Here is a 13216-nt window from a genome sequence, read left to right as displayed (position 1 = left end):
CGCCATGCGCTACCCCCTGCCCTACGCGTTCGCGCGCAGCCAGCAGTTGCTGCTCGAGGATGACGGCGAGCGGCTCGTGCTGTGGCACGCCGGCACGCCTGCCCCGGGGTGGACCGAGGTGATGCGCAAGTACCAGGTCCGAACGCTCCAGCAGCTGGAGGCGCAGGCGCTGGCCCAGCGCATCAGCGCCGCTTATGCGCAAGGCGAATCGAGCGCCGCCACGGTGGTGAGCGAGGTGCAGAACGACGCCGACCTCACCCGCATGATGCAGGAGCTGCCGGCGGTGGAGGACTTGCTGGAGGCCAGCGACGACGCCCCGATCATCCGCATGCTCAACGCGCTGCTCACGCAGGCAGCGCGGGACGGCGCCAGCGACATCCACATCGAGCCGTACGAGCGCCACTCCAGCGTGCGCTTTCGCGTCGACGGCGCGCTGCGCGAAGTGGTGCAGCCGAACCGGGCGCTGCACGCCGCGCTGATCTCGCGCCTGAAGATCATGGCGGAGCTGGACATCGCGGAAAAGCGGATGCCGCAGGACGGACGCATCTCGCTGCGCATCGGCACCCGCGCGGTCGACGTGCGCGTTTCCACCCTGCCCAGCGCGCATGGCGAGCGCGCGGTGCTGCGCCTGCTGGACAAGACCGAAAGCCGCATCAGCCTGGAATCCGTCGGCATGACGGGCGCCACGCTGGAGCGCTTCCTGAAGCTGATCGAGCAGCCCCACGGCATCATCCTGGTGACGGGTCCTACCGGCTCGGGCAAGACGACCACGCTGTATGCGGCGCTGAGCCGCCTGGATGCGTCCACCAGCAACATCATGACGGTGGAGGATCCGATCGAGTACGAGCTGCCCGGAATCGGGCAGACCCAGGTCAACCCCAAGATCGACCTCGACTTCGCCAAGGCGCTGCGCGCGATCCTGCGGCAGGACCCCGACGTCATCATGATCGGCGAAATCCGGGACTACGAAACGGCGCAGATCGCCATTCAAGCCTCGCTGACCGGCCACCTGGTGCTGGCCACGCTGCACACCAACGATGCGCCGAGCGCGGTCACGCGCCTGACCGACATGGGCGTGGAGCCATTCCTTTTGAGTTCATCGCTGCTGGGCGTGCTCGCGCAAAGGCTGGTGCGCAAGTTGTGCGCGTATTGCAGCAAGGATGCGGTGGAAGGCGCGCCGCGTGGCTGCTCCCACTGCGGCTACACCGGCTACCAGGGACGCACGGGGATTTTCGAGCTCATGACCGCCGACGAGCGCACCCGCACGATGATCCACAACAAGGCCGGGGAGCAGGAGATCCGCGCCACCGCGCTGGCCAGCGGCATGCGGCTGATGCGTGAGGACGGCGAGCGGCTGGTGCGCGAAGGCATCACCTCGCGAGAGGAAGTGTTGCGCGTGACGCGCGACTGATGTGACGCGCGCCCGCGCCTAGCCTGCGCCGCCTTATCGACCCGAACGCAGGCCCGCCTCCCGGCCGCGCGGACCCCTGGCTACCGCACGCGCTGCGGCTGGTGCGGCGGCCCGGGCTCTTTCACCGGGATCTGCTCGCCCTGCTCCTTGTCCACGGGCGGGGCTTTTTCCTCCGGTTCGGGCACGGGTTGCGGTTGCGGTTGCGGTTGCTGCTGCTGTTGCTGCTGCAGCCGATGCAGGTTGCGTCCCACGCCGGCGGACGGCTTGTCCGCCACCATCGGCTTGAACTTGGCCTTGAACATCACCATGGCGTCAGTCCGGTTCCTGCACGGTCTTCGTGCTGCCATCGACGACGTTGTGACGCGGCTCGGAAGCCGGCTGGTTCGGCACCAGTTCGCGCTCATCGTCGCCGGCTTGCGGCTGGGGCTGCGGAATGCGCCCACGCTCGGGCTGTGGGTGCGCCAAGCCGTGGTCCTGGGGCGTGCGGTCTTCGGGCATGGATCGCTCCTTTCGCCACCATCGTGCTGCCGCCGCGGGCCTCGGCTGCTAGGAGCGGTGCGCGGTCCGGCCTCAGCGTTGCCCTCGCTCGGCTGTCAGCACCTGACTACAGCTGCTCAGCAGCCGAGGCGGTCGGCCAGGGCCAGGAGGTCGCGCGCGTGCATGTCGTTCTCCGGCCGGGCGCTCACGTCCTTCGGCCGCGCCGCGCCGAACTCGAGCGGCCGTTCGATGTACGCCGTGCGCAAACCGCAGGCACGCGCGCCTTCCAGGTCGTCGTGGTGCGCGGCGACCAGCATCACGCGCTGCGGCGGCAGGTCGAACACCTTCGCGACGCCGAGATAAGCGGCCGGGTCCGGCTTGTAGGCGCGGAACACTTCCGCCGAAAGAATGCAATCCCAGGGCAGGCCTGCGCGTTTGGCCATGCGCGTGAGCAACCCGATATTGCCGTTGGACAGCGTGCACAGGATGTACTTGCGCTTCAGGCGCTGCAGTCCTTCGACGGAATCCGGCCATGGGTCCAGACGGTGCCACACCCGGTTCAACTCGCGGCGCGCGGGCTCGGCGAGGCGCTCGAGTCCGAACTGCGGCAGGATGCCGTCGAGGATCATGCGATGCAGGTCGTCGATCAGCGTCCAGCCAAGCTCGCCCGACATGACGCGCGCCATCGCCGGGCGATAGCCCGCGCGCCACGCCGTCGCAAACGCGTCGCCGTCGACCTGGGGATGCAGGCGCGCCATCTCGCGCACGATGGTGCCGTGCCAGTCGACCACCGTGCCGAAGATGTCGAAGGCGAGGACTTCGACGTCGCGCGGCAGGCTCACAGGACCAAGTCGGCGGCTTCCACGAAGTTCGCCCCCGTCAGGAAGATGGCGAACTCCGGGTCGATGTCCGCGTCGGTGTTCCCGTACAGAACGACGCCGGCTGCCATGACCACGCAGCGCAACACCCCGGCGCCCGCGGCTCCCGCGCCCCACGACCCCGAGCCTGCGTACATGAACGCCTGGTTGCCGTCCTCGAGCGCGTTGGCATCGATCGTGGAGAGGTCGATCTTGTCCAATCCGTTGGCGAAATCCTTGACGGTGTCCCAGGTGGTGCGCGTGGCGCCGCTGTCCGTGTCCAGGTTGAAGTCGAAGGTGTCCTCGCCTTCGCCGCCGGTCGTGTCGCGGCCACTGCCTCCGCGCAGCACGTCGTCGCCGTCACCGCTGATCAGGAGGTCCGCGCCGCCGCCGCCCGCCAAGGTGTTGGCGGCGCCGTTGCCGATGATCGCGTTATCGCCGGCATTGCCGGTGCCGTTGATGGCGGCAGTGCCGGTCAATATCAGCTTCTCGACGAATTGGCTCAGCGTGAAGCTCACGTAAGCCTTGACGACATCCATGCCCCCGGCATCGACACCGGAGGATCGGGTCGTGGTTTCGTAGACCTTGTCCAGCGCGTTGTCGACGACGTAACTGTCGTTGCCGGCGCCACCCAGCATGCCGTCGCGGCCGGCGCCGCCGTTGATCTTGTCGTTCCCGCCATAGCCTGCCAGCGTGTCGGCCGCGTCGCTGCCGGTCACCACGTCGTTGCCCGAGAGCACGAACGCGTAGGTTTCCTGGGTGTCACCACTGGTTTCGGCGAAGGCCTGCATGGTGCCGGCGTCGTGGTTCAGGCCCGTGACACGATAGACGATGTCGCCATTTTCGTAGAACGCGGTACCGGTGACATTGCCGCTCACGTTACCGAGCGAGTCGTAGGAAAACGTTCCCGCAAACGTCTGCTTCTTGCCGGCGCCGATGTCCTGGATCACGAGCGAAGCGGCGGTGTGCTCGGTGACGCTCCAGTCCCAATCCTGGGCAGCGACCATGTTGAACGCGGAAAAGAACCGGATGGACGCCATGGAGTCTCCTGGGAAGTGGGACGCCGAGGTTACGTTCTGATACGCGCCACCGTCAAGGCCCCTGCCCGAGGTCTCGGTGGGCCCGAACTGTGAAGTGCGCACACTTTTCACCTACTGACCAGATAGGCGGTAAGCATCTGTACGCCGAACCGGACCAATATGCGCACCCCACATCCAAGGAGCCCTTGCATGGCCGACTTTTCCTTCGCCACGCTCGCCAACGGCGCGCACGTTGCCTTCAACGCGTCCGCGGACAGATTGATGTTTGCGGCCGCCGTGAACGCGGGCCTCGTTCGACTGGAGCAAGTCGGCACCGCCGTGACGGCAACCTACCTGACGAAGACGGTGTTCCTCGACGACACGTCGCTGGTGGAACTGCGCATCGATGCCCTCAACTTCGCGAACGGCGGGCGGATCGCCCTCGGCGACGGCACCGTCCACCTGCTCGCCGACTGGTACGGGCAGCACCTGGACCTCTCGGCGTCCACGGCAAGCAACCAGCTCCAGGGCCTGGGCGGCGCGGACTTGCTGAGTGGCGGTTCCGGCGACGATCTCCTCATCGGCAACACCGCGTTCACGCCGCTGAACCACATCTCGCGCGTGGGCCAGACCGGGTCCCCGAACGCGTCTACCCTCCCCACCATCTCCGCGGATGGCCGCTTCGTCGGCTTCGAAGGCGGCTGGACCAGCTTCGGCAGCGTGAACAACAGCGCCACCGACGTCCTGGTGAAGGACCTCCTGAACAACAGCGTGACGAACGAGCACAAGAACTCCAGCGGCGAACTGGGGGGCAGCGGATCCGCGGCGCCTGTCGTCAGTGCCGACGGGCGCTACCTGGCATTCGACAGCGCCTCTGCCGGCCTGGTGGATCCACCGCCGTCCAACTCGTCGTACTCCGTCTACGTCGCCAGCATCGGTGGCAACGGCATCGACCTCGTCTCCACCGGTACCGGTGGCGTGCTGGCAGCGGATGGCTCATCCGAGAACCCGGACCTGACCGGCAACGGGCGCTGGGTCGTGTTCGAAAGCAACACCAGCAACTGGGCGGCCGGGGGCTCCACGTCCAGCACCGACATTTTTCTGAAGGACCGGAACACTGGCGTGCTCACCCGCATTTCCACCAGCCTCACGGACGGGGACGGCAATGGCGACAGCATCAATGCCCAGATCTCCAACGACGGCCGGTTCGTGGTGTTCGAGAGCGACGCGACCAACCTGACAGCGGGCGATACCAACGGCTACACCGACGTGTTCGTCTGGGACCGGACCGACGGCGCCCTCGTGAACCTGACCGACTTGATGGTGGGGGCGCGCGACCCCGACAACCACGTGCTCAACGCCGACATCGCCTATGACGCAGGCTGGGGCGGCGTGATCGTCTTCGAAACCGCCAGGGAGCTGGTGGACGCCGACAACAACAACACGACGGACGTCTATGCGTACAACATCGGCACCGAGACCTTCGAACTCGTTTCGGCCAAGGCGAACGGCGACGGCGTGGCGCTGTCCAGCGGTGACGCTTCCGTTTCGGGAGACGGCCGCTTCGTCGTCTTCACCAGCTTCTCGGACAGCCTGGTCGCGGGCGACAGCAACGGCACCAGGGACGTGTTCGTGAAGGACCTTTTCACGGGGAAAATCGCCCTGGTGTCACAGTCCGCCACCGGTGTTGCCGGCAACGGGCCCAGCGACGAAGCAGAGATCTCGCTGGGCGGTGACTGGATTGTTTTCGAAAGCTCGGCCTCCAATCTGGCAGGCACCGACGGCAACGCTGGCTTCCCGGATGTGTTCCGCGTCTCCAATCCGTTCCTGCGCGACACGCTGGCAGGCGGCGACGGCAACGACACCTACGTGATCAACCGGGACGACGTGATCATCGAAACGGCCACGGGCGGTTCCGACCTGGTGAAAAGCAGCATCACCTACCGGCTCGGCGCCAACGTGGAGCACCTGGAGCTGACGGGCACGGCCGGTCTGACCGGCACGGGCAACTCGGCGAGCAACAGGTTGACCGGCAATGACGGCAACAACAAGCTGTTGGGCCTGGGCGGCAATGACCTCCTCACGGGAGGCAGCGGCAACGACATGCTGACCGGCGGCACCGGCCGGGACACCATGGTGGGCGGTCGTGGCAACGACACGTACGATTTCAACGCGCTGTCCGAGCTGGGCTTCGGCGCCGCGCGCGACACCATCCGCGGCTGGGATGGGGGCGACATCATCGACCTGCGCACCATCGATGCCCGCGCCGCTGCCGGCGACCAGGCCTTCTCATTCCGGGGGACCAGCGGCTTCACGGCGACTGGCCAGGTGCGCTACGACAACGGCGTACTGCAGTTCAACACCGATGCCGACCTGTCCGCCGACTTCGAGATCGTGATCACCGGCACGCCGCCGGCGACCCTGGTGGTGGGGAACGACCTGCTGCTCTGACGGGGCCGGGCCCGCACCGCCACTGAAAAGATCGCGTCGCGATTTTTCAGTGGCCTAGGGCCGCGCCCAGGCGCTGCCGAACTGCACATACCAGGCCGTGCCATCGGGGCCGCGCGCAACGTCGATCCCCATGTGCAGGCCGTACTTGCGGGCGATCTCGTAGCGAAAGCCCGCGCCGACGGCGCCCACGTTCCGCGATGAGCGGCCGTTCGGGCCGTCGGTGCGGGTCGCGCCGAAGCCGCCGAAGCCGACGACGCTGTAGCGCCCGTGGAACTGCCAGCGCACTTCCGCCTCGACCTGCGCCATCTTGTCGCCCTGGTAGCGCATGGCCTGCACGCCGCGCATGTTGATGAAGGGTCGCAGATAGAAGGGCACGTCCCCGTAGCTGAGGACGGAATTGGCCAGCACCCCCAGGCTCAGGTGGCGGGCCAGCGGCTGGTAGTGGATGCCCGTGAGGGAGACGCGCTGGAAATCGGTGTCGCTGCCCAGCGATTTGTCGAACAGGCCGGCCGTCACCTCCGCATAGTTGCCGGCGGTGGGCGTGAAGACGTTGTCACGCGAGTCGAAGGTGACTGACGGCAGCACCCCGCCGACCCGGGATTCGCCTTGAAGGTCCGGCAGGCCCGGGATGTCCGGCGCGATATCGAACCTGGTCTTGGTGGTGGCCAGCACATAGCCGAGGCCCAGCCAGACCGGCGACTGGCCGATGCGGAACTGGCCCCGCACCAGGCCGGCCTCGGTGTCCAGGTTGTAGGCCCTCGGATTGTCCTGCAGTGACGGAATGCGGCCGCTGCCGTAGAAGTCCAGGTTCACCGATGCGCGCATCACGCCCACCATGGTTTTCACCCGGTCGTCGAGCCAGTGCCGGATGTCGCCGGCGAACGCGCCCTGCGTTCCGTTGTCGGTGCCGAGCGCGCCGACGATCGACAGGTTGGGCCGCCCGAAGCCGGCGCCCGCGTCGGCATTCTTCTGCTTGTCGATGAAGATCAGGGCGGCGGCGCCGCCGATGCCCACAGCCGGTTCGGTGATGGGCACGACCAGCGGCACGAAGCCGTAGGCCTCGTCGAGGAAGCCACTGATGTCCAGCTGGCCGTCGTCCGGCGACCGGATGCGCGAGGGCTTTTCCGGTTTCGGCGTTACGACGGGTTCATCCGCGGCCATGGCTTCGGCGCCGAGCAGGGCCCCGGACAGCAGGGCGCAGCACAGGAGCCTGGATGGAGCTCGCTTCATGGATTCCTCGTCGGGACGGTGGAGTCGCCAGCCTAAGGCGAAAACGGCCTGGACTCCATGGGACCTTGGGCCACCGCCGAAAACGGCACCCGCGACGCGGATGCTATTCTGAAGCGCTCCCGCCCGTTGGGAAACCCGGGTTCGACGATATCAGCGAGTGAAAGCGATCCATGTTCTGGCGTCCAAGACCACAGCCCACTTCGCCGCGCGAGGCCTTCGGGCGCCTCTCCGATTCCCGATGGTTGAAGGTCCTGCAACGCAGCATCAAGGAACCGGTGATCGACGGCATCAGGCTGCCCGGCTTCCCTCCGGCGGAGCTGCAGGTGTACACCGTGGGCTCGGCGTTCGACAAGACGTTGAGCGAAGCGTCCAATTTCTACGCGCATGTCAAAGCGGCCTGCGCGCGCAATGGCAAGCCGATCCGGCCGGGCACCGAGATCCTGGACTTCGGCGTCAGCTGGGGCCGCGTCATCCGCTTCTTCCTGAAGGACGTGGACGCGGCGACACTGCACGGCGTCGACACCAGCGCCAAGTTCCTGGACGCAGCGCGCCAGACAGGCATTCCCGGGCACCTGCACCAGATCGACCCCATGGGCCGCTTGCCCTACGATGATCGTGCCTTCGACCTGGCCTTCGCCTATTCAGTGTTCACGCACTTGCCAGAGCACGTGCAGGATCACTGGCTGGCGGACATCGCCCGTACCTTGCGCCCCGGGGCGCTGCTGATCGCCACGGTCGAACCCCCCAGATTCCTGGATTACTTTGCCGCGCTGGATGTGGAGGACAAGTCGCTGCATCCCTGGCAGGCCTCGATGGCCCGGAAGATCCGCAGCGATGGCGGCTTGAAAGCGCGGCTGCAGGCCGATGGCTACGTCTACATCCCTGAGAAGGAAGGGACGGACGGCAGTGGCGAGACGTACGGCGACTGCGTCATGACCAAGGCCTACGTGCAGCAGCACTGGGGCCGCTGGTTCGACATCGTGGAGTTTCTCGACGACCCCAAGCGTTTCTGGCAGGCCGTGGTGGTGGCGCGCGTGCGCGGGTAGCGGCGGCGGAGAGGCGGTCATGTAGAAACGCCCCAGAACCCGATTAGGGCGCTGGGGCGCACCAGAAAACACGGCGACTACTGGCACGCCGCGTCTACAGCTGGCTATGCAGGAGCGTGGCCAGGCGCTCTAGGACACGCTCGCTCCAGGGCCGGTCCTGCCATTCGGCCAGTGTGATCCGCCGGGACCGCGCCCAGTCCTGGTCGAACACCCGCTGCTGGATGGCCCCGAACTCGGGACTGAGCACGTTGAGGTTGGCCTCATCGTTCAGGCGGAACGAGCGGTTGTCGAAGTTCGTCGAGCCGACCGACGAGAACAAGCCGTCGACGACCAGGCCCTTGACGTGGAACATCGTCGGCTGGTATTCGGCGATCTCGACGCCCGCCTGCAGCAACGGGCCCCAGCTGCCGCGCGAGGCCTTGCGCACGACCTCCGAATCGATGTGGCCGCTGGGCAGGATCACACGGACCTTGACGCCGCGGCGCGCCGCCTCGACCAGCGTCCGGATGGTCATGTCGTCGGGCACGAAGTACGAATTCGCCAGGTCGATCCTGCGCCGGGCCGCGGTGATGGCCAGCTGGTACATCAGCTGCATGCTCTCGCTGCCGCCGCTGGGCGAGCTGCTGAACATCTGCGCCGCGTAATCGCCGGTGGGCTTGAGCGCCGGGAAATAGGCGTCGCCGTGCAGCACGGCGCCGGTGGCACGCATCCAGTTGTCCAGGAAGACGGATTGCATCTGCGCCACCACCGGACCTTCGATGCGGAAGTGGCTGTCGCGCCATTCCTCCGGATTGCGGGCCTGTCCCCGCCAGAGGTCGGCGATCCCCACGCCTCCGGTGAAGCCGACGCGGCCGTCCACCACCAGAAGCTTGCGGTGGGTGCGATTGTTGAGTTTGTTCCAGTTGGTCCAGTGGGGTTCGTGGAAACGCTCCACCTGGATCCCCGCCGCCTTCATCTCGTCGACCATCGCCTGGTCCATCTTCAGGCTGCCGACCCAGTCCAGCAGGACGTGCACGTGCACTCCCGCGCGGGCGCGCTCGTTGAGGGCGTCGACGAATTCGCGGCCGATGCTGCCCGACCAGTAGATGTAGGTCTCGAAGGTGATGGTCGAACGGGCGGCACGGATCGCGGCCAGCATCGACGGAAAGATCTGGTCGCCGTTCACCAGCGTCTCGACCTTGTTGCCGTCGACGATCTGCGGGCCGAGAAGGGAGCTCAGGGAACGCCGGAACTCCCGGTCGTCGCTCTCGTACAGGCGGGGCAGCTGCTGCTCGATCTTTTTCTCGGTGCCCACCCAGTTCTGCACCAACAGCACGGCCGCCAGCGTAGCCAGCGCCGTCAACACGACGAGTCCTGCCTTGGACGTCACGACGGACCACACCCTGGATTTTCCTGTCATCGGCAAGCTGCTTTCAGTGTGTGCCCGGGGATCGGAACAGATGCCTGCAGTTTAGGGGCACTGGATTGCGCTCCTCTCAAGCAAAACGCCCCAGAACCCGAACCGGGCGCTGGGGCGCATGAACACTGGTGGCCTGGGGCGGAATCGAACCACCGACACGCGGATTTTCAATCCGCTGCTCTACCAACTGAGCTACCGGGCCTGGAGAGGGGAAATTATATCAGCGCCGGGAGTCCCGTCCGCCCTGAGCGCCCTCACCCCGGCCCTCTCCCGGAGGGAGAGGGAGGAAGACAGGTCAGGAGGTTGAACTGGCGGCGCTGCGCTTGCCGCGCGACAGGTCCACGCCCAGCTGCTTCAACTTGCGATACAGGTGGGTGCGCTCCAGGCCGGTCTTCTCCGCCACGCGCGTCATCGAGCCGCCTTCGCGGGCGAGGTGGTACTCGAAGTAGCACTTCTCGAATTCGTCGCGCGCGTCGCGCAGGGGCTTGTCCAGCTCGAACACCTGCCGCGCCTGCGGCCCCATCTCCACGACGGCGGGAATGGTCTGGCCGCCCGTCATGGCTGCTTCGACGGTCAACTCGATCGGCTGCATCGGCACCACGCCGGCCATGCCCGGCTTGCGCATCGGCACCGGCGAGGACGCCGAGCCGCTGATGCGGGCCAGCCCCGTCTCCACTGCCTTCAGCAGCTTCTGCATGGTGATCGGTTTTTCCAGGAAGGACTGCGCGCCGATCTTGGTCGCCTCCACCGCGGTTTCGATGGTGGCGTGGCCACTCATCATCACCACCGGCATGTTCAGGAGGCCCGTGGTGGACCATTCCTTCAACAGCGTGACGCCGTCCGTGTCCGGCATCCAGATATCGAGCAGCACCAGGTCGGGCCGCATGCGCTGGCGGGCCGCCCGCGCCTGGGCCGCGTTCTCCGCCAGTTCGACGGTGTGCCCTTCGTCGTTGAGGATCTCGGAGAGCAGGTCCCGGATTCCGAGTTCGTCGTCCACCACCAGTATGTTTGCCATCAGCTCTCTTCTGTGAGGGGCACTCGGTCTAGAGGGCCGTTGTCAATTCGCAACTGCAAATGATAACGACACTTGAGCTCCGTGGATGAGGCTGTTTTCGACCCTGTTCTTCAGTTCGATGCGCGCGCCATGCTCATCCGCGATTTTTTTCACAACCGCCAGTCCGAGCCCGGTGCCCTTGACCTTGGTCGTCACGTACGGCTCGAACGCGCGTTTCAGGATGTGCTCCGGAAAACCTGCCCCGCTGTCCTGCACCACCAGCCGCACCCGCCGGGACGCCTCGTTCCACTGCGTCCGCACCAGGACGTCGCGGGTCGGGCGGCCCTCCGTCGCGTCCTGCGCATTCTGCAGCAGGTTGTGGATCACCTGGCGCAGCTGCTGGGCGTCGCCCAGGATCCGCGGCGCCGCGGGATCCAGTTCCACCCGCACGGGCACCTGGGTGGCCGTGCGCGCGGGGTCGTCTTCGCGGGCGTAGAGATACAGCACGTCGTTGACCAGCCCATTCAGGTCCACCGGTTTCAGCTCCGCGGCGGGCAGCCGCGCGTAGTCGCGGAACTCGTTGACCAGCCGCTTCATGGAGTCGACCTGGTCGACGATGGTGTGCACCGACTTGGCCAGCACCGCCCGCTCGGGCTCCTCGAGCTTGCCCGCCAGCTTGCGCTCCAGCCGTTCGGCGGAGAGCTGGATGGGCGTCAGGGGATTCTTGATCTCGTGCGCAAGCCGCCGCGCGACCTCGCCCCACGCCTGCGCGCGCTGGGCCGAGACGATTTCCGAAATGTCGTCGAACACCAGCAGGTGCGCGTCTCCCGGCATGGGCGCCCCACGCGCGACCAGCGTCACGATGTTGGCCTGCGCCTCGCCGGCTTGCGCCGTGTTCAGCTCGAAGGACTGTTGCCAGTGATTGGCGCCCTGCTGCGCCCGCTCGTTGAGCAGGTCGTCGAAACGCTGCTGCACCGAACCGCCGAACTCGGCCAGCCCCGGCACCTCCGACAGCAGTTGGCCGCGATAGGCGTCCAGCTCCAGCCGCAGGATGCGGTCTGCGCCGGGGTTCGCCGTCTGGATGCGGCCCTGTGCGTCCAGCACGATGACGCCCGCGGTGAGGTTGTCCAGGATGGTCTGCAGGTTGGCGCGAGCGGCGCTCACCTGCCCCATGCTCTTTTCGACACTGGCGCGCGCGTCGGCCAGCTGCTGCGTCATGTCGGCAAAGGAGCGCGTCAGGCCGCCGAGTTCGTCCTTGCCCTGCAGCGCCGGCTTGGGGGACAGGTCGCCCGCCGCCACCTCGCTCACGCCGGCGGCCAGCAGCAACAGCGGCCGGGCGAGCTGGTTGCCCACCAGGACGGCCAGCAGCACGGCGCCGAACACGGCGAGAAACAGGCTCAGGGTCAGCGTGCCGATGTACATGCGCCGCAAGCCCTCGCGTCCCAGCGCGCGCTCCTGGTACTCGCGGTTGGCCTCCTGCACGGCGATGGCGTTCGACACCAGCGTTGGCGGGATGGTCACCGTCGCCTGCAGGAAGCGGGACTCGGCCAGCAGGCCCAGGCTGGGCTGCGGCACCACCACGATCGCCTTGATGCGCGCCGCCGACGTGGTGGCCACTCCCGGGTCGTCCAGCCCTTCCACCACCGTGAAGCTGCGCTGGGTGCGCGCGGTGCGCAGCTGCTGCGGGGTGGGCCGGTCCGGACTGAGCGTGAAGCGCGATTCACCAGCGCTGGCGATCATCTGCCCGCTGCCGTTCCACAGCACCACGTCGACGGCCGACAACTGTTCGCGCACGCGATCCAGCAGCAGGCCGGCGGAGGTTTCCGGCACGTCGGCCACCTGCCTCGCGGCGGAGCGCGTCTTGTTGGCCAGGTCGCTGGACAAGGTGTCCAGCGTTGCCCGCCCGAGGTTGAGGCCCGCGTCCAGCGCGCCTTCGACCTTCACGTCGAACCAGCTTTCGATGGAGCGCGAGACGAACTGGTAGGACACCACGTAGATCAACAGGCCCGGCATCAGGCCCGTCAACGCGAAGATCGCGGCCAGCTTCACCAGCAGCCGGCTGCCGAACTTGCCGCGCCGCAGCCGCGAGGCCAGCCGCACGAACACCCAGAGGATCACCGCGAGCAGCAGGCCGGCCACCACCATGTTCAGCGCGAACAGGCGGCCGTAGTTGCGCTCGTACAGTTCGCGGTTGTTGGTGGCCTGCGTGAGCAGGAACATCAGGACGATGCCGATCCCGACGATCGCCGCGATGGCAACCAGGACGGCCCAGCGCAAGGCCCGCGGGCTCTCGATCAGCTTGCGCGGCGGGCCTTCGGGCGGGCGGGGCAGG

The 13216-nt window shown here is 67.0% G+C and carries 11 protein-coding genes and 1 tRNA gene; 3 read left to right on the top strand and 9 right to left on the bottom strand.

What is annotated here, in order from left to right:
• Positions 1-4: 4 nt before the first annotated feature.
• Positions 5-1411 (top strand): type II secretion system ATPase GspE, encoded by a 1407-nt coding sequence (gspE, locus tag WG902_RS19970; RefSeq protein ID WP_340061956.1) that lies wholly within the window; start codon positions 5-7, stop codon positions 1409-1411.
• Positions 1412-1491: 80 nt separating this feature from the next.
• Here the strand turns inward: gspE and WG902_RS19965 are convergent, their stop codons facing one another.
• The 4 genes from WG902_RS19965 to WG902_RS19950 form a co-directional block, all read right to left on the bottom strand.
• On the bottom strand, positions 1492-1719 hold the full coding sequence (locus tag WG902_RS19965; protein ID WP_340061955.1) for a hypothetical protein: 228 nt from the start codon (positions 1717-1719) through the stop codon (positions 1492-1494).
• A gap of 4 nt (positions 1720-1723) precedes the next feature.
• Positions 1724-1909 (bottom strand): hypothetical protein, encoded by a 186-nt coding sequence (locus WG902_RS19960; RefSeq protein ID WP_340061954.1) that lies wholly within the window; start codon positions 1907-1909, stop codon positions 1724-1726.
• Positions 1910-2025: 116 nt separating this feature from the next.
• Complete coding sequence (locus WG902_RS19955; protein WP_340061953.1) at positions 2026-2730, bottom strand: haloacid dehalogenase type II; 705 nt, start codon at positions 2728-2730, stop codon at positions 2026-2028.
• The gene (locus tag WG902_RS19950; RefSeq protein ID WP_340061952.1) at positions 2727-3785 is read right to left on the bottom strand and encodes a calcium-binding protein; all 1059 of its coding nucleotides are present in this window, start codon (positions 3783-3785) and stop codon (positions 2727-2729) included. Before WG902_RS19950 ends, WG902_RS19955 begins: the two co-directional genes overlap by 4 nt.
• Positions 3786-3974: 189 nt before the next feature.
• Here WG902_RS19950 and WG902_RS19945 point away from each other — a divergent pair, with 189 nt between their 5' ends.
• Complete coding sequence (locus WG902_RS19945; protein ID WP_340061951.1) at positions 3975-6215, top strand: hypothetical protein; 2241 nt, start codon at positions 3975-3977, stop codon at positions 6213-6215.
• Between the two features lie 54 nt (positions 6216-6269).
• Here the strand turns inward: WG902_RS19945 and WG902_RS19940 are convergent, their stop codons facing one another.
• Complete coding sequence (locus WG902_RS19940; protein WP_340061950.1) at positions 6270-7445, bottom strand: BamA/TamA family outer membrane protein; 1176 nt, start codon at positions 7443-7445, stop codon at positions 6270-6272.
• 242 nt (positions 7446-7687) lie between these two features.
• On the opposite strand from WG902_RS19940, the gene WG902_RS19935 reads away from it, so the two are divergent.
• Positions 7688-8491, top strand: a complete 804-nt coding sequence (locus tag WG902_RS19935) for a class I SAM-dependent DNA methyltransferase (RefSeq protein WP_340061949.1) — start codon at positions 7688-7690, stop codon at positions 8489-8491.
• 94 nt (positions 8492-8585) lie between these two features.
• On the opposite strand, the gene WG902_RS19930 is transcribed toward WG902_RS19935, so the two are convergent.
• From WG902_RS19930 to WG902_RS19915, 4 genes are all read right to left on the bottom strand, one after another.
• A complete protein-coding gene (locus tag WG902_RS19930) occupies positions 8586-9872 on the bottom strand; it encodes a phospholipase D-like domain-containing protein (RefSeq protein ID WP_340061948.1) in 1287 nt (428 codons plus the stop codon).
• Positions 9873-10016: 144 nt separating this feature from the next.
• A tRNA-Phe gene (locus tag WG902_RS19925) sits at positions 10017-10092 on the bottom strand.
• Between the two features lie 93 nt (positions 10093-10185).
• The gene (locus tag WG902_RS19920; RefSeq protein WP_340061947.1) at positions 10186-10905 is read right to left on the bottom strand and encodes a response regulator; all 720 of its coding nucleotides are present in this window, start codon (positions 10903-10905) and stop codon (positions 10186-10188) included.
• 42 nt (positions 10906-10947) lie between these two features.
• On the bottom strand, positions 10948-13215 hold the full coding sequence (locus tag WG902_RS19915; protein WP_340062171.1) for a sensor histidine kinase: 2268 nt from the start codon (positions 13213-13215) through the stop codon (positions 10948-10950).
• Position 13216 lies beyond the last annotated feature (1 nt).

It is taken from the genome of Ramlibacter sp. PS3R-8, assembly GCF_037572435.1.
Lineage (GTDB): Bacteria > Pseudomonadota > Gammaproteobacteria > Burkholderiales > Burkholderiaceae_C > Ramlibacter.
Note: the sequence above shows the minus strand (reverse complement) of the source record. Positions and strands in the feature narration are given on the sequence as shown.